This window comes from Halobellus marinus (assembly GCF_032113415.1).
In the GTDB taxonomy this organism is placed as follows: Archaea; Halobacteriota; Halobacteria; order Halobacteriales; family Haloferacaceae; genus Haloquadratum; species Haloquadratum marinus.
The window spans coordinates 1266768-1282050 of the sequence record NZ_CP134946.1; the positions used below are offsets into that span (position 1 = coordinate 1266768).

A 15283-nucleotide genomic window follows, 5' to 3' on the forward strand; every position below is an offset into this window, starting at 1 on the left:
GGTAGTAACGGGTCAGATCTCGGCAGGATCGGCTCCGGACCGATACGCGTCGATCGCGTCGCGGTAGCCCTCCCGGTAGGTCGGATACGCGAACTCGTAGCCGAGCGCGCGCAGTCGGTCGTTCGAACAGCGCTTGCTCGTCTGCAGCCGGCGACGAGCGGCCGCAGAGAGGTCGGGATCCGCGAGCCGTTCGTCGATCGTCCGCTTCGGCGGCTCCGGCACCTCACACTCGGCCGCCAGCCAGTCGGCGAACTCCCACTTGTCGACCGGTTCGTCGTCGACGACGAGGACGACGTCGTCGCGCGCGTGGTCCTCGGCGAGGAGGAAGCCGATCGCCCCGGCGGCGTCGTCGCGGTGGACCATATTCAGATAGCCCTCGGTGACCGGCCCGTCGATGTACCAATCGAGCCGGTAGCGGTCGGGGCCGTACAGCCCCGCGAAGCGGGCGACCGTGCCGTCGATCCCGGCGTCGGCGGCGGCCTCGCGGGCGACCCGTTCGGCCTCTGCGAGGACGCGGGTCTTCTCGGTCGTCGGCTCGATCGGCGTCTCCTCGTCGACGACGTCGCCGCCGTGGTCGCCGTAGACGCCGGTCGAGGAGGTGTAGACGAGCCGTTCGGGGGGCGACGGTCGGTCGGCGTACGCCGCGATGGTGTTCCGGAGGCCGTCGACGTAGACCTCCCGGGCCGCCTCGGCGCCGCGGCCGCCGGAGCTGGCGGCGAAGACCACCCAGTCGGCGTCCGGCAGCGCAGTCAGGCTCTCGGGGTCGGTCGCGTCCGCACGGCAGGCGTCGAGGCCGGCCTCGGAGACGGCCGAAAGTCCTGCGTCGGAGCGGCGGACGCCCGTCACCTCGTGGCACGCCGCAGTCAGTTGGCGGCCGAGTTCGAGCCCCACGTAGCCGCAGCCGACGATGACGACGCGCTGCGGCTGCGCCGGGTCGTTCCCCGGGTCTCCAGCGTCGTTCCCCGGGTCTCCGGCGTCGCTCATCGATCGTTCCGAGCGGCGAGGAACTGCCGGATCGCCGCGAGCACTTCCAGGGTCATCTCGGACCGTCCCTCGATCGCCTGCTGGAGTTCTTGGCCCGAGCGGTCGAGGTCCACATTGGATGCGAGGGTGTCGACGTCGACGACGCCGGTCGTCATCGCCAAAAGCAGGTGATCGCGGAGTTCCAGAACGATCGTCTCGGCGTCCCGCTCGTCGTCGAGCGCGAGAACCGCCGCGGCGTCGGTGACGGAGAAGTCCGGGACCGGCCCCTCGACGAGCGCTTCGAGGTCGTCGACGTCGACGCCCGATTCCGCGGCGACCGTATCGATGCCGCGGTCGGTTACGACCTCTCTGAGTCGCGTCTCGTACGCCTCGCGAAGCGCCGTCGGCGTCAGTGTCGCCGGATCCTCGGCCGCGTCGTAGAGCATACCTGCTTTCGACACCGCGGCGGCAAAACGGTTTCCGAAGCGGGATGGAACTGCGGCGGTCCCCGAAGGGGAACCGCTTAAGTCGCTCAACACCCACCGATCGAGTATGCTCCGTGAATCGGCCGTACGCCGGGAGGTGCGGCCGTGAGCGTCGGCCACCGCGTCGACTCCGACCACCAGCTTGCGCGACTCCTCCAGATCGGAATCGTCTTAGAGGAGGTGGTCGAGGCGCGCTCGTATCACCACTACCAGTCGCTCGAGGAGCCGGCGCTCGACTCCGAGATCGAGGCGCTGCTCGAAGGCGCCGCCGAGGAGTCCGCCGAACACCGCGAACGGCTCGAAGCGCTCATCGCGGATCTCGACGCCGAGAGCATCCCGTTCGAGGAGATCGAGGCGCTCGTCGAGGCGCAGTACGGCGGGACCGAACCGGACGACTTCGACGACATCCTCTACGATCAGCTCTGTAACGAGGAGACCGCCTACAAGTTCTACGACGACCTCATCGGCGCGCTCCGGGCCTCCGATGTGACGTTCGGCATCGACCGCGACCACCTCATCGACGTCCTCGTCGAGATCCGCGAGGAGGAGGCCGAGGGCGTCGAGGAGGTCACGAAAGTTATGGAAAACCGGTCATGAGACGACACACGACACCCCACGGAGGGACGCGATGAACACGGCCGACCAGTACGTCAAAGCGATCTACCTCCTCCAGGAGATGGAGAACGGCCCGGCGTCGACGGGGTCGCTCGCCGACCGGCTGGGCGTGAGTCCGGCGAGCGCGAACGAGATGATCGGCAAACTCGAATCCAGGGGGCTCGCCGAACACGAGAAGTACAAGGGCGTGACCCTCACCGACGAGGGCATCGTCCACGCCCGCGACGCGCTCCAGACGTACTGTATCATCGAGCGGTTCCTCGCGAACGTCCTCTCGGTCGACGAGTTCCGCGCGGAAGCGAGCGACCTCGAACCGGTCATCGACGATCTGGTCGCCGAACGGCTCGACACCATCATCGACCGGAACGCGGACTGTCCGGACTGTTTCGATCCGGAGACGGACGCCTGCTGCCACCTCGAGGTCGCGGCCGAGGGCACCGAGACCGGAGAGCAGCGCGCAGACTGAGTGGCCCCATCGGGGACGCGAATCGAAAGCCCACATTTTCAAGACCCTCGCGCCGGAGGGACCCCGTATGGATGGGAAAGCAGCGATCGATCGACTGCTGTCGTTCGCGGGACTGGGGCCCCGCGACCGATCGGCGTCGAGCGGCGGAACGACACCGTACGCCTGTCAGGGCTGCGGGGCGACCTTCGAGGTCCAGTACCACGTCTGTCCGGAGTGCGGCGGGTACTCTGTCGAGTTCAGAGCGGACGAACACGACCCCGACGAGAGCGTGGACGACCGTCGACAGCCCGAAGGCACGGAAAAACCGGCCGGATAGCGGGAGGAGGTTGCGCCCGGCGTCGGCGACGACCCGATGGGTTTTCAAAGATTGCGACGTGAGTATCGCGTGCAGTCCCGTGGTGTAGTGGCCAATCATATGGGCCTTTGGAGCCTATGACGGCGGTTCGAATCCGCCCGGGACTATTCTTTCCGACGTTCGACCGTCCAACTGTATATGACGGCAAGTACAACGGCGTGAGTGGGGAACGAGCTATCACGCGGTTTCGAGCTATAGTAGCGTTTGCAACTGATTGCTCATCTGACCGTACGCCGTCGTGCGATCAGATGAGCGAAGACTTGCAAACGCTACTATAGAGTCGTCCCCTTTCGTACGGACTGGCGACGCTCTATCCTGTATCTGAGACGTTCGTTGCACGACCAGTCCGTGCCGTTACCCCTCGCTCGATAAAACGGCGACACTAGCGAAAATCATAACGAACGCGACAAGCACGGCGATGCCGTGTTCGAACCCCAGCCAGGCATCCTTCGCGGGGGTGTCAGTTCCCGTTCCCACGTCACTGGTCCTCGTACTGACAGCAATCCGTCCCGCGTCAACGCCCGCAACCGAGACTGTCCCGTCGACGGCCTCGAATTCGATAACCACCACGTCGCGCTCCTTGGGTCGGAGCGTCACGGTCTCCGTTGCGACCGGCTGGCCGTCGACAGTCACTGCAAGAGTCCGGTTCGCCGTCCGGTTCGCCGTGTTCACGACCGTCGCTCTCACGGTGGTCTCGTAGCCTTTCTTGATCCAATCGGCCGGCGCTGTGGCATCGGTAACCTCGATAGGTCCGGTTTCGTCGGCGTCGTCGCCGGCCCCGGCTGTAACTGTCCTGTTGTCGCTTGCGGCCGTCACGGTCAGCGTACCCAGTGACGTATCCGCGACGGCGATATCGTACTCGCCCGGTTCATCGAGTCGATGCTCGTATACTATTGTCCTGGTCTCACCCGCCCCGACGACGACTGACCTCGAGTCGACCGTCTCGGAGTTCATAGTCAGATCTGCCTGGAACGTCCCGTCCTGCTCGCCGGCGTTCTCGACCTGTAGTGCCATCTGTACACTCTCCCCTGCGGTGACCTCCGTGTTGTTGAGTATCGCCCCGATTATATTGAACCTCGGTTCAGCGGCGGTAGTCGTCGGTGCTGCGGTCGTCGCGGGAGCGGTCGCTATGTATCGCGAAGTTGCGGTGTCGGTGGTAGACGCCGGCCTTGTTGTGGGGGTAGCGGTTGCCGTCGGTGACCGAGTTGCGGTCGGTGTAGCAGTCGGAGTTGGTGACTGAGTTACGGTTGGGGTCGCGGTCGGTGTAGCAGTCGCCGTTGGGGTCGCGGTCGCGGTTGGCGACTGAGTTACGGTCGGCATTCCAGCCGGGATGATGATCGGTGTTGGGGTCGCGGTCGGTGTAGCAGTCGGGGTTGGCGTCGCGGTGGGGGTTGGCGACTGAGTTACGGTTGGCGTTGCAGTGGGGGTGGCGGTCGGTGTTGGCGTCCTGGTCGGAGTTGGTGATCGAGTTGCGGTTGGCGTTGAAGTGGCGGTTGGTGTTGGCGTTGCAGTGGGGGTGGCGGTCGGTGTTGGCGTCCTGGTCGGAGTTGGCGATCGAGTTGCGGTTGGCGTTGAAGTGGCGGTTGGTGTTGGCGTTGGTGTCCGGGTTGGGGTTGCAGTCGGCGCTGGTGTTGGGGTAGCGGTTGCTTCCTCCTCGTTTTCATTCTCATTTGCGCTATCTGCGTCTTCCTCTTGATCCTCTTCATCCTCCTCGGCGTCGTCGTCCTCTTCATCCTCCTCGGCGTCGTCCTCTTCGTCCTCTTCGTCCTCGTCGTCCTCTTCATCCTCCTCGGCGTCGTCCTCATCCTCCCCGGCGTCCTCTTCTTCCTCTTCGTCGTCTTGGAGAAGGTACAGAGGAGAATCGAAGACAGCCACGTCGTCTGGATGACTCCACGTGGACTCAAATTGCCCGCCGTCCGCAGTCTGTCGATCCGAAAGAGGGATAGCAGATGCCCCGTTTGCGACCGTCAGCAAGACAAAAACCAGGATTAGTAAAGTCAGCGCGAGAACCCGTCGCATAGAGAGGCTGTCGGGTTACGAAAGCTTAGTTAATAATTATCAAGTTCACAATAAGCTCCCCCTTGTGCCGATCGTCCGGAGTCACGTCTTGTCGGACGGAACGGTTGCTACTTATCGTCCGCCGTGCCGGCGCAACTCTGTCGAGTTCGGCGAAGACATCCGCCGTTCACTGTCGATACTGAAGCGGTGAAACGTCGAACTGCTCGCAGTCGTCTGTTTCGGTCCGAGCGATATTGAGAAACGTATCCTGGTCCACGGCGCTACAATCACGTCGGTACGCTCGGCTTTCGACTCTCGGTCGAACCGAATGGGGAATCCCTCGACACGAGTGGTACCTTACTTACGATGTTCGAACTGGCCCAGAACTACTCGAAATCCTTTCCGGAATATTCCATCGAAACGACCGTCCTCTCGCAACTCAACGACTCAAAATGTATCCCGGTCGACCTATCGCAGACTTGATTTCCACGGCGCCACCGACTCTCTGACTTTCCCTCTGCAGACTCCAGAGCTAAACACAGAGAAGAATTGTTAGGCACAGCCCCGGACAGACACGATATGGCAAACGGAAACCCCACACGAACAAGCAGCGCTCCGGAGGCGGATCGCCGATGAGCACCACACTCGAAGCGGACCGACCGATAATCGGGATGGTCCACCTCGATGCGCTCCCCGGCGCTCCCGGATTCGACGGCGATCGGACGGCGATCACAGAGGCGATGCGCCGGGATGCACAGCGTCTGGCTGCCGGCGGGGTCGACGCGCTGATGGTCGAGAACTTCGGCGACGCGCCCTTCTACGCGGACGACGTGCCGAAACACACCGTCGCCTCGATGGCCGCACTCGTCGCCGACCTCCGGCGGACGGTCGACCTGCCGATCGGCGTCAACGTTCTCCGAAACGACGCCGCGGCCGCTGTCTCTATCGCCGCGGCGACCGACGCGTCGTTCGTCCGGGTGAACGTTCACACCGGCACCCGCGTGACGGACCAGGGGATCGTGTCGGGACGGGCGGCCGAGACGGTCCGTCTCCGCGAACGTCTCGACGCCGACGTCGACATCCTGGCCGATATCGACGTGAAGCACTCCGCGCCGATCGCTGAGCGGCCGCTGGCGGAGACACTTGCCGACCTGATCGAACGGGGGCACGCTGACGGAATCATCGCAAGCGGCGCCGGCACCGGTCGCGAAACGGACCGCGACCACCTCGAAGCGGTCGTCGCCGCGCGGGATAATCTCGGCGTCGACGTGCCCGTGTTCGTCGGGAGCGGCGTCACGCGCGAGACGGTCGCGGAGACGCTCTCGCTCGCGGACGGCGTCATCGTGGGCAGCGCCCTGAAGCACGGCGGCGAGGCGACCGCGCCGGTCGACGAGGAAGGCGTCCGGGAACTCGTCGCCGCCGCGCATCCCTAATCCGGCAGATCCGACGGTTCGATCACTGATCCGGTAGATCCGACGGCGTGGCGAGTGCACCGCGCGGTCCCGGAGCCGTACAGTTCTGTGCGGCCGCGTTCGCGGCAATTTGGCCGGCTGTCCGCGGAGCGGCATCGCTCAACACCCACGCGTGAATCAGCGCCGCGGTGAACTGGTCGCCCGCACCGGTCGTATCGACCACCTCACGCGCCTCCGCGGGGATGTGTATCAACTCGCTTGCTTCGCCGGCCAGGTAGGCGCCATCCCTGCCGACCGTGACCGCGACGCGGCGTGCGCCAGTCTTCTGGAGGGTCCGCGCGGCCGGTTTCGGCTCCTCGGCCAGGTAGGATCGAGCCGCTATCTCGTTGGTGACGAACAGATCCGCGGCGGCCGCCACCGCGTCGATGGTTTCGGGCGTCGTCCCGCGGCCCTCGAGTTCCGAGAGCGGCCCCGAGAGATCGAACGCCAGGGCGTCGATCGTGCCGGTCCGTCGCCCTTCGACGAGGTCGCGGACGACTCGATCGGGCGCGTAGGCGCTCGTGAAGACGACGTCCGCGGTCCGAAGCCGTTGGCGGTCGCCCTCTTTTAGTCGCAAGGCTGGCACGCTGTCACCGCCGGCGACGATCATCCGACCACCCTCCGGCCCGCGAAGAATCAGCGTGTACGACGATGCCCCATCACCACGCCGGATGTTGTCGGCATCGACACCCCACTCCCGGACTGACTCGATGATCGTCTCGGCCGCATCGTCGTCGCCGACTCGTGAGACGATCGCAGCGTCGTGTCCGAGGGCAGCGAGGCCGCACGCCACGTTCGCCGCGACGCCGCCGCCGCGGCGCTCGTAGTCCCTGACGAATGCTCCACCATCCGGCTCCGGGAGATTCGAGAGCACGTAGACGTGATCGAGCACTGCGCTCCCGACGGTGACGATCGAAGCCATCCGGGATTAGTCCGCCGCCGGTCCTGGTGCGGAATCGGCTTGCCCGACGCTGCTACGCCGATCTGAGAGCGATCGAATCGCGAACATACCGGCACCCTGTTCGCGTCGCCACTAAACAGTGGTTCTCCGAACGGGCGGATTTCTCGGACGCGCCGCCTCCCAAACGACAAGCCTCCCCGGAACTACCAGCAAAACGAGATGGCCGATGTCGTCTGGGTGGTCCGCCACGGGGAACGCCGGGATACCGTCGATCCGGACTGGGACTCGACCGCCGAACGCGTTCACGATCCGCCGCTGACGGAACTCGGCCGCTGGGCGGCGTGGCGAGTCGGCCGCCGGTTCGTCGAATCCGAGCAGTCGTTCGACGCCGTCTACGCCTCGCCCTTTCTCCGCGCTGTCGAGACGGCCGACGAGATCTGCCGGGAACTCGGTGCTGAATTTCGACTCGAACCCGGACTCGGCGAACACCGCAACCCCGAGTGGTTCGACGCGGAACCCGAGATCCTTCCGCGGGAACACCTGGCCGGTCGGTTCGAGACCGTCCGCCTCGATCACGAACCTCAGGTGATCCCAGCCTTTCCGGAAACGCACGCCGAGGCGATAGCGCGGGTCGGCGAGACGACCCGCCGTCTCGTCGCCGAGAACAACGGCGCGGTGCTCCTCGTCGGCCACGGACTCACGATCGGTGGCGTCGTCGACGGACTCGTCGGCTCGACGGAGGGGGTCGAGGCGCCGCTGTGCGGGCTGACGCGCCTCGTATCCGACGCGGAGGGGTGGCAGCTGGACTGCTCCGGCGACACCGCTCATCTCGACCAGTGACCCGGAAGCGGCAGTCGAAATCGCGAATATTGTACAGCAATTCAAATGTTAAATTTGACAGTCTGAGCGGCAAAAAGAAGGATATTTACCGGCAATTCCGGTCCTACCGCGTGGGCACAGGATCGATCGACTGCACCGCATTCAGTGGGGCCGATGCCGGCGTTTCGCACTGCTGTGATCCGTCGGCGTCGGTAGTGGGGCGATCACACAAAAAGCGGAATGCAGCCGGTGACGGGAGCGATCGCTGTCTTCCGACAGCGAGGTCGACTCACAGCGACTGAATCCGCTCGCGAGAGCTGCGGCGCGGCCAGTTCGGTGGTCGTCGGTGTCCACCTACGGTATGACAGATCAGAGATCTCGACTTCGAACCGTTTGGATCGTTTCCCTCGTGGTGCTGCTTCTTCTCAGTCCGGTGGCCGGCATCGGCGCGTTCGCCTCCGTCGTCGCCGCCGACCAGGGAGAGATTTCCTTCGATTCGTCGACGTACTCTCCCGGCGATACCGTGACTGTCACCGTCGAGGATGGAGACCTGTCCACGAGCGAGGAGTATGTTATCAATATTCAGTCGGAGAGTGAATCGAAAGAGACTATTCTTAATGAGGACGTTCCTGATGGAACTAAGTTGGTCACAACAAACTATCCTGTTTCTGATGTTAATGGGGATAATAAAATAACTCCAGACGATGTAGTTTATGATAATAACGGAGACTCTTCAGGTAGAATAAGCAGTGTTTCTCGGAACGAAAATGGAACACTTGAGATCCAATTAACTTCTCAATCGGATTCAGATGACACAATCGGCTATAATCTTGGAGAGACGATTGAAATCAAGCATACTAAGGGAGATAAATTCTCAGGGACGATCTCTGTAGACGAATCAAATAAAAATGGAGTACTTTACGTCAAAAAAGGAGATGAAATAAATTCCACATATTCGGATGAAAGTGCTGGAGAAAAACGGATTTCAAATGCAACCATTGAAAAGAAAGAGGAGACTTCTAACGATGATACCGGACCCCTCACCCACGGTTCAGTAACCGAATTCTCGATCGGTAGCCTCGCTGGAACGACGCTAACGCACACCGAAAGCGTCATCGAGATCCCGTTCAGCGAGGACGTCTCGAAGGCGGGCGGGAAGGCGGGTGGACTGACGCTCGCCGACAACATCACCGTCACCGTCGACGGCTCGGACGTGACCGACCGCTACACGCTCGATGCTGACGGCTCGGCCGACGGACAGGTCGTGTTGAGTTCGGACACGGCGCTGAACTCCCGCGCTACCGCGACTGTCACCATCGACGCAGTGAACGACTCCGCCGACACCGAGACGATCAGGCCCGGCGAGGTCGACGTGGCGGTCACAGCCGCGACGCTGGCCGAGGGCGACGACGCCAGCACCTTCGAGAACGCGACCGTCGCGTTCGTCGCGACCGACGAATCTGCCGACCACGATCAGGCCTTCGAGGTCGAAAACGAAACGGGGGCGTTGCGACTCGCGAGCAGCACGGGCCCCGGCAGCCAGGCGTTCGTCTTCGATACCGGGGCGCGGAACTGGAGCGGCGAGTACACCGTCGAAACGCTCCTCGACGACGGGAGCGTCGATCAGCGGACGGGTCTCTCCGTCCGATCGCTGGGGCTGAACGCCACCGTCGCGGACCGGAACGTCACGACCGCCGACGCGATCGAAGGCACCGTCTCCGCGAACGCGGCTGGGCGGGACGTCGAAATCCGCCTCCGCGATGCCGACGAGGACGCGGTCGTCGATCGCGTGAATCGAACGCTCGGCGGTAACGGGAAAGAACAGTACTCCTTCGACGGCGGCTCGCTCACTGATGCCGGCCGGGGGAACTACACGGTCAACGTGACCGACGTCGAGACCGGGAGGACTGCGAGCGGAGGTCGGATTCGCGTTGTCGACGCCTCGGAGCGTACGGTGGGACTCCGCTCTGCTGTCGTCGAGGAGCACGCGGGCGACGTCGCCGTGGTCAGGGTCGACCTGGCGTACACCGACACCGCGACGCTGACCGTCGGTGGGTCCGCGGTCGGTGTCCGCGCCAACGCCACCGTCGCCGATCGCGACGGGGACGGGACGGTGCGGGTGCGATTCAATACTGCCGCCGTCGTGAACGCGAGCACGCTCCCCGCGGACGGCGGCGACGTCTTCGCGGTCGGCGGTGGAGCCGAGTCTGACGGCGCCGACGAGGTCATCGCGGCCGACGTCGACGATCGAAACGCGCCGTCTGAACCGCTGGATCCCGGCGAGTACGAGCTTTCGATCCGTCCCGGAACGAACGCGAGCGCGCCAGCCGAGGACGTCGGCACCCTCGTTCTGGCGACGCCCGAACCCGAGCGCCTCGTCACGCGGACCGCCCCAGCGGGCGCGACGTACGACGACGCCGCAGACGTTTCCGCGGCGATCGAGGCGGGTCACCTCACGCGAACGACAGCGGTCGCTGACGGCGACCTCGTCGTGCACCAACTCGTCGCGCCGGGGCTGGCCGGCGAGTTCGCGCGCTACTCCGGGAACGCGACGGAAACGTTCTTCGCGCTCGCGGCGTCGACTGAGAGCGACACCGACGCACTCTACGACCTGAACGTGACACGGAGCGACGTTCCCAATGTCGACGCGGAGCCGCTCGGGCTGAACGCAAGCACCGCCCGAGTCGTCGCTGATCCCGGCAACGACACGTATTTCCTCGTCTACAGCAGCGCAGACCCGGCGTTCCCAGTTGCGGCCGGAGACGACCTCACAGCGTCGTTTGCCGCCCGCGAGAACGGCACGTACTCCGTCCTCGCGGACGACACGCGGCACCTCACCGCCGAATACGCGCTCCTCGAGGGGACGATCACGCCGGCGTCGGAGCCCGTTACTGTCGTCGCCGCGGCGAACCAGTCGATCAGCGGGTCGACCACGGTCGCGCCCGGATCGGAAGTGCGCCTCCGGGTCCGATCCACGAACGGGACGGAGCCGGCGTTTCTGAAAACGACCCACGCGACCGTCAATCCGAACGGAACGTGGTCGGCACCGGTCAGTTTCGAGGACCAGCGAGTCGGAGACGCCTTCACGGTGACGTCCGACGTCCGTGTGATCGCTTCGGGCGCGCAACTCGACCTCCGTGGCGAGGTTCGCCCGGTCGAAACGACCTCGGCGGCAACGCGGACTGCGACTGCAACCTCCTCCGGTGGCGGCGGTCCAGCACCGGCGGCAGGCGACCCTGCGGCGGCCGAGGAGTCGGCATCGACGCCCGAGCCGACCGTCACGTCGACTCGCGACTCCGACGATACCGTGATCGACTCGACGCGGCAGTTCGTCGGCGGCGTGATCGGGACTTTTGTCGACGAGTCCGCCGGGGAGAGCCTCCGTGACCGGCTCTTCGAGTTCGACGTGTTCGTCGCAGTCGGGGCAATCCTCGCTGTCGGGCTGTTCGTATCGCGGTCCGGCTGAGCGCGCTTTCCGTTCGAAGCTGACCGTACGCTCGTCGTAACGCCTAAGAACCGAAGCGCCGTTCTATTCGATAATGAACCTAAACGCGAATTCGGATCTCGTGGGACCTCCCCGCGAGGGAGAACGGAGGTGGTTCCGTGGGCGTTGAGATCAAGGAATCGGCGGTCTCCGACGAGGAGTTCGAGGAGATGAAGCAGTTCGTCCGCGATTACCTCGCGGCGAGCGTCGAAAGCGAGGAGGACGGCGGCCGGATGCGGTGGTATCCCTGGCACAACGCCGAATACCGATACAACCACATCCTGAACGTCGTCGACCTCGCGACCGAAATTGCCGAGCGCGAGGGCGCGGACGTCGACGTGGTCCGCGTCGCGGCGCTGTTTCACGACATCTCGAAACTCGAGGCCGACCAGGAAGTCCACGCCGACGAGGGCGCCCGTGTCGCCCGCGAGTACCTCACCAGCCGTGGCGGGTTCCCGCAGTCGTTCGTCGAACAGGTGTGTCAGGTCGTCGCCGATCACTCCTATCAGGGGCCGCTCTCGGACGTCTCGCTCGAGACCCAGAGCCTCATCGAGGCCGATATCCTCGATAAGGTCGGCGCCAACGGCACGGCGCTGATGCTGCTCCGGATGGGATACGAATCGCGGACGCATATGGACGCCGCGGAGATGGTCGACCGCGTCTTCCAGCGCGGCCGCGACGCCACGGAGCGGATCGACTCCGACGCCGCTGAGACGATCGCCCACAAGCGACTCAAGCGGGTGAAGTGGTTCCGCGAGTGGCTCGAAGCCGAAGTCTCGGAGATGGACCACGCCGAGTCCGACGATCTGCGCTAGCGTCACGGAGACGCGACTCCTGGTCTCCGCCGATCGGTAGCGGGACGCAAACCGAAGCGTCCGGTAGGATTTATTTTCCAAGGCCGAGAGGTCGCGAGCGTGTCCGCCGAATCCCCTCCACAGCCATCGAAACGCGTACAGATCGCCCTGGCCGTCGTCCTCCTCGTGACGCTCGTCTACAGCGTCGTGATCGCGGCCCAGATCCTGGTGTGGGTCGTCTTCGTCGGGGTCGTCGCCGGGATCTACATCGCCTGGCTCCTCGTCATCGCGGTCTTTCGCCTTGTCACCGCCGTCGAACGGATCGCGGCAGCGCGGGAAGCGGAAGCCGGGGTCGAACCGGTCCCGGATTCCGGCGACGACGGCGAGTGATCGGTCGACGTCCGCTCTGCCGCGGCCGCCGAACCCGACCCGCGCTCTGCCGCGGCCGCCGAACCGACGGTCGTTTGTACGCCCGCGACCTGCACTCGACAATGACCGACTCCGGCAGCTGGGTCAGCCTCTTTTCGGGCGGAAAGGACTCCTCGTGGGCGCTCTACCGCGCTCTGGAGGAGGGACTCGACGTCTCGCATCTCCTGACGGTCCACCCCGGCGACGACTCGTATATGTACCACGTTCCCGAGACGCGGCTGGCCGGCCTCGCTGCCGAGAGCATCGGGATCGAACTCGTCGAGGTCGAACCGGACGACCTCGGCGCCGCGGACGTCGCCGACGCCGGCGCACAGGGCGACCGGGAACTGAAGCCGCTCGAAGCCGCGCTCGCGGATCTCCAGTCGGACCTCGATGGCGACCTCGCGGGCGTCACTGCCGGCGCCGTCGAAAGCGAGTTTCAGACGTCGCGGATCCGCGGGATGTGCGAGCGGCTCGGGATCGACCTCTTCGCCCCGCTGTGGGGTCGGGACCCGCGGGAACTGGCCGAGGCGATGCTCGCTGCGGGCTTCGAGATCCGAGTCGTCCAGGTCGCCGCCCGCGGCCTCGACGAATCCTGGCTCGGCCGGACGCTCGACGCCGACGCGCTCGCGGAGCTGGTCGATCTCAACGAGTCCTACGGTGTTCACATCCTCGGTGAGGGTGGAGAGTTCGAGACGCTCGTCACCGACGGCCCGCATATGCGGCGGCCGATCGAACTGGAGTACGAGACCGTCTGGGAGGGAACGCGCGGCCACATCCGCGTGACGGACGCCTGGCTCGGCGAGTAGCCGCCAGTCGGATTGGCCTCCGAGCGGTCGCGCGTCACACAGACCGAGAGCGGGTGATACTGGCTGTTGGCGTCTCTTCCCGGTGCTCGCCGGTACCTGGGGGTGGCGAGCACCGGTAAACAGTCATTATGAAACCCACGCCGATTATGATAATCCTCCGTAAAGTGGGGTGTATGACAGGGGATTTCAGCGTCGTCGATCCACAGGAAATCGAACAGCAGCGGTTCCCGGAGTCCGGACTCCACCACCGGAAGCTCACCGAAGCGCTCGGGTGCACCGAGATGCGTGTGAACACGGTGAGCCTCGGCCCGGGTGAATCGACGACACCGCACGCTCACGAACGGCAGGAGGAGGTGTACGTCGCGCTCGACGGCGGCTTCGTACAGCTCGATGGATCGATCCACGAAGTCGCGCGCGGCGGTGTCGTCCGCATCGGCCCGGAGCCGTCGAGAAGCATTCGTAACGAGACCGACGACGCGGATCAGACGTGGATTCTGTTCGGGGCTCCACCGGTCGGCACAGTCGACGACTTCGGCGAGTACACGGTACCCGAATCCGATCCGTAACGGTGGCGCTCGGAGGCCGAAGGTTGATCCGCACCCAACTGCGGGTGGGCGACCGACTACTCCAACTGCGAGTGGGCGACCGACTACTCCAACTGCGAGTGTGCGCCGACCAGGGCGCCGGACAGATCGAGATTCTCGATGCGGGCATCCTCGTCGACGATGGTGTTGCGGAGGTCGGAGTCCCGGATGACGGCGTCGGAGAAGACGACAGTCCGTTCGAGCCGGGACTCGGAGACGGATGCTCCGGCCATCACGTGGACGGTCTCGCCGAGTTCCACGTCCTCGATGCTCGCGTCGTCGTGGACGTAGCATCCACCGTCGAGGTACCACGAGACGGCGTCGAGGTAGCTCTCCGGCGTCCCGATATCGAACCACGCGCCGTCGAAGGTAAAGGCCTGGACGTCGCCTCTGTTCTGCAGCCACTGCATAAACCACCCCGGCTCGTCGGGGTTGTTGCCGTCTGTGAGGTACGTCTCGAAGTCCGGGAGCTGCTCCGCTGGGAAGGCGTAGCAGGCGATCGAGACCAGCGTGCTCTGGGGGTCGTCGGGCTTCTCCTGGAAGTCGGTAACGCGGTCGCCGTCCAACTGGACGAGGCCGTAGGACTTCGCGCGCTCCTTCGAGCCGACGTCGTACGCAGCCAGACACGTTGTCGCTTTTCGCTCGAAGAAGTCGACGAACTCCGAGACGTCGAACGACAGCAGGTTGTCGCCGGCGATGACCACGAGGTCGTCTTCGACGCCCTCCCGGTCGATGAGTTGTGCGAGCGCGCCCACGACACCGAACTTCTCGTCTTCCGCGACGGTCTCTTCGACGGAGAGTGTCGGTTTATCGTACGGCGAGTCGGCGATAAACTCCGCGAAGGTGTCGGCGAAGCGCTCGTTCGTGCTCACGAACACCTCGTCGATTCGGTCGTCGGCTTCGAGATCCTCGAAGATGACGTCGATAACAGTTCCGTCACCGACCGGGAGAAACATCTTCGGCCGGTGTTTGGTGATCGGCCACATCCGCGTCGCGTACCCGCCTGCGAGGACGACTGCCTTCATATCCCTATCCTCCGAGCGGAGTGTCAAGTGTGTTTCCCACAAGCGGCGAGTTCAGGGCGGGTGTCCGCTACCGGACAACGTATCCTGCCGGACACGAGTCTGGCACGGGGGCCGTCACTCCGGATG

Annotated in this window: 17 protein-coding genes and 1 tRNA gene; 13 read left to right on the forward strand and 5 right to left on the reverse strand. The window is 64.6% G+C overall.

All coding sequences use genetic code 11. From position 1 onward, the window contains the following. Positions 1-12: 12 nt before the first annotated feature. Positions 13-984 carry an NAD-dependent epimerase/dehydratase family protein gene (locus tag RJT37_RS06510; RefSeq protein WP_313688770.1) on the reverse strand — a complete coding sequence of 324 codons (972 nt, stop codon included), beginning with the start codon at positions 982-984 and terminating at the stop codon, positions 13-15. After that, a complete protein-coding gene (locus RJT37_RS06515) occupies positions 981-1409 on the reverse strand; it encodes a DUF5791 family protein (protein ID WP_313688772.1) in 429 nt (142 codons plus the stop codon). The genes RJT37_RS06510 and RJT37_RS06515 overlap by 4 nt, the downstream gene beginning before the upstream one ends. Before the next feature lie 144 nt (positions 1410-1553). On the opposite strand from RJT37_RS06515, the gene RJT37_RS06520 reads away from it, so the two are divergent. The 4 genes from RJT37_RS06520 to RJT37_RS06535 all read left to right on the forward strand — a co-directional run bounded on the left by RJT37_RS06520 (position 1554) and on the right by RJT37_RS06535 (position 2991). Next, a complete protein-coding gene (locus RJT37_RS06520) occupies positions 1554-2045 on the forward strand; it encodes a ferritin-like domain-containing protein (RefSeq protein ID WP_313688774.1) in 492 nt (163 codons plus the stop codon). A 31-nt stretch (positions 2046-2076) separates the two neighbouring features. Continuing rightward, positions 2077-2529 carry a metal-dependent transcriptional regulator gene (locus tag RJT37_RS06525; RefSeq protein ID WP_313688776.1) on the forward strand — a complete coding sequence of 151 codons (453 nt, stop codon included), beginning with the start codon at positions 2077-2079 and terminating at the stop codon, positions 2527-2529. 67 nt (positions 2530-2596) lie between these two features. Next, a complete protein-coding gene (locus tag RJT37_RS06530) occupies positions 2597-2845 on the forward strand; it encodes a hypothetical protein (protein WP_313688777.1) in 249 nt (82 codons plus the stop codon). A gap of 73 nt (positions 2846-2918) precedes the next feature. Next, a tRNA-Gln gene (locus RJT37_RS06535) sits at positions 2919-2991 on the forward strand. Between the two features lie 247 nt (positions 2992-3238). On the opposite strand, the gene RJT37_RS06540 is transcribed toward RJT37_RS06535, so the two are convergent. Beyond that, a complete protein-coding gene (locus tag RJT37_RS06540) occupies positions 3239-3898 on the reverse strand; it encodes a hypothetical protein (RefSeq protein WP_313688779.1) in 660 nt (219 codons plus the stop codon). Between the two features lie 422 nt (positions 3899-4320). Between RJT37_RS06540 and RJT37_RS06545 the strand changes: the two genes are divergently transcribed. The 3 genes from RJT37_RS06545 (at position 4321) to RJT37_RS06555 (ending at position 6315) form a co-directional block, all read left to right on the forward strand. Continuing rightward, positions 4321-4524: a hypothetical protein gene (locus RJT37_RS06545; RefSeq protein WP_313688781.1), complete on the forward strand. Its 204-nt coding sequence runs from the start codon at positions 4321-4323 to the stop codon at positions 4522-4524. Positions 4525-4576: 52 nt separating this feature from the next. Beyond that, positions 4577-4876 carry a hypothetical protein gene (locus RJT37_RS06550; protein WP_313688783.1) on the forward strand — a complete coding sequence of 100 codons (300 nt, stop codon included), beginning with the start codon at positions 4577-4579 and terminating at the stop codon, positions 4874-4876. Between the two features lie 638 nt (positions 4877-5514). Further along, entirely contained in the window at positions 5515-6315 is an 801-nt protein-coding gene (locus RJT37_RS06555; RefSeq protein ID WP_313688785.1) for a BtpA/SgcQ family protein, read from the forward strand. A gap of 22 nt (positions 6316-6337) precedes the next feature. Here RJT37_RS06555 and RJT37_RS06560 read toward each other — a convergent pair whose 3' ends face one another. After that, positions 6338-7255, reverse strand: coding sequence for a carbohydrate kinase family protein (locus tag RJT37_RS06560; RefSeq protein WP_313688787.1), 918 nt, complete (start codon positions 7253-7255; stop codon positions 6338-6340). Between the two features lie 198 nt (positions 7256-7453). Between RJT37_RS06560 and RJT37_RS06565 the strand changes: the two genes are divergently transcribed. The 6 genes from RJT37_RS06565 to RJT37_RS06590 all read left to right on the forward strand — a co-directional run bounded on the left by RJT37_RS06565 (position 7454) and on the right by RJT37_RS06590 (position 14114). Further along, entirely contained in the window at positions 7454-8074 is a 621-nt protein-coding gene (locus tag RJT37_RS06565) for a histidine phosphatase family protein (protein ID WP_313688788.1), read from the forward strand. A 1192-nt stretch (positions 8075-9266) separates the two neighbouring features. After that, positions 9267-11519: a BGTF surface domain-containing protein gene (locus RJT37_RS06570; protein WP_313688789.1), complete on the forward strand. Its 2253-nt coding sequence runs from the start codon at positions 9267-9269 to the stop codon at positions 11517-11519. Positions 11520-11656: 137 nt separating this feature from the next. Further along, positions 11657-12352, forward strand: coding sequence for an HD domain-containing protein (locus RJT37_RS06575; protein ID WP_313688791.1), 696 nt, complete (start codon positions 11657-11659; stop codon positions 12350-12352). 99 nt (positions 12353-12451) lie between these two features. Continuing rightward, positions 12452-12721 (forward strand): DUF8066 domain-containing protein, encoded by a 270-nt coding sequence (locus RJT37_RS06580; protein ID WP_313688792.1) that lies wholly within the window; start codon positions 12452-12454, stop codon positions 12719-12721. 101 nt (positions 12722-12822) lie between these two features. After that, positions 12823-13548: a diphthine--ammonia ligase gene (locus RJT37_RS06585; RefSeq protein ID WP_313688793.1), complete on the forward strand. Its 726-nt coding sequence runs from the start codon at positions 12823-12825 to the stop codon at positions 13546-13548. Between the two features lie 173 nt (positions 13549-13721). Next, the gene (locus RJT37_RS06590) at positions 13722-14114 is read left to right on the forward strand and encodes a cupin domain-containing protein (RefSeq protein ID WP_313688795.1); all 393 of its coding nucleotides are present in this window, start codon (positions 13722-13724) and stop codon (positions 14112-14114) included. Between the two features lie 83 nt (positions 14115-14197). Here the strand turns inward: RJT37_RS06590 and RJT37_RS06595 are convergent, their stop codons facing one another. Next, positions 14198-15157 carry a nucleotidyltransferase family protein gene (locus RJT37_RS06595; RefSeq protein ID WP_313688796.1) on the reverse strand — a complete coding sequence of 320 codons (960 nt, stop codon included), beginning with the start codon at positions 15155-15157 and terminating at the stop codon, positions 14198-14200. Between the last annotated feature and the right edge of the window lie 126 nt (positions 15158-15283).

Bases quoted from the DNA above. Each gene is read 5' to 3' on its own strand.
- RJT37_RS06585 (WP_313688793.1), top strand. From the start codon at position 12,823: ATGACCGACTCCGGCAGCTGGGTCAGCCTCTTTTCGGGCGGAAAGGAC.
- RJT37_RS06540 (WP_313688779.1), bottom strand. From the start codon at position 3,898: ATGGCACTACAGGTCGAGAACGCCGGCGAGCAGGACGGGACGTTCCAG.
- RJT37_RS06525 (WP_313688776.1), top strand. From the start codon at position 2,077: ATGAACACGGCCGACCAGTACGTCAAAGCGATCTACCTCCTCCAGGAG.
- RJT37_RS06510 (WP_313688770.1), bottom strand. From the start codon at position 984: ATGAGCGACGCCGGAGACCCGGGGAACGACGCTGGAGACCCGGGGAAC.
- RJT37_RS06530 (WP_313688777.1), top strand. From the start codon at position 2,597: ATGGATGGGAAAGCAGCGATCGATCGACTGCTGTCGTTCGCGGGACTG.
- RJT37_RS06515 (WP_313688772.1), bottom strand. From the start codon at position 1,409: ATGCTCTACGACGCGGCCGAGGATCCGGCGACACTGACGCCGACGGCG.
- RJT37_RS06555 (WP_313688785.1), top strand. From the start codon at position 5,515: ATGAGCACCACACTCGAAGCGGACCGACCGATAATCGGGATGGTCCAC.
- RJT37_RS06595 (WP_313688796.1), bottom strand. From the start codon at position 15,157: ATGAAGGCAGTCGTCCTCGCAGGCGGGTACGCGACGCGGATGTGGCCG.
- RJT37_RS06590 (WP_313688795.1), top strand. From the start codon at position 13,722: ATGACAGGGGATTTCAGCGTCGTCGATCCACAGGAAATCGAACAGCAG.
- RJT37_RS06565 (WP_313688788.1), top strand. From the start codon at position 7,454: ATGGCCGATGTCGTCTGGGTGGTCCGCCACGGGGAACGCCGGGATACC.
- RJT37_RS06560 (WP_313688787.1), bottom strand. From the start codon at position 7,255: ATGGCTTCGATCGTCACCGTCGGGAGCGCAGTGCTCGATCACGTCTAC.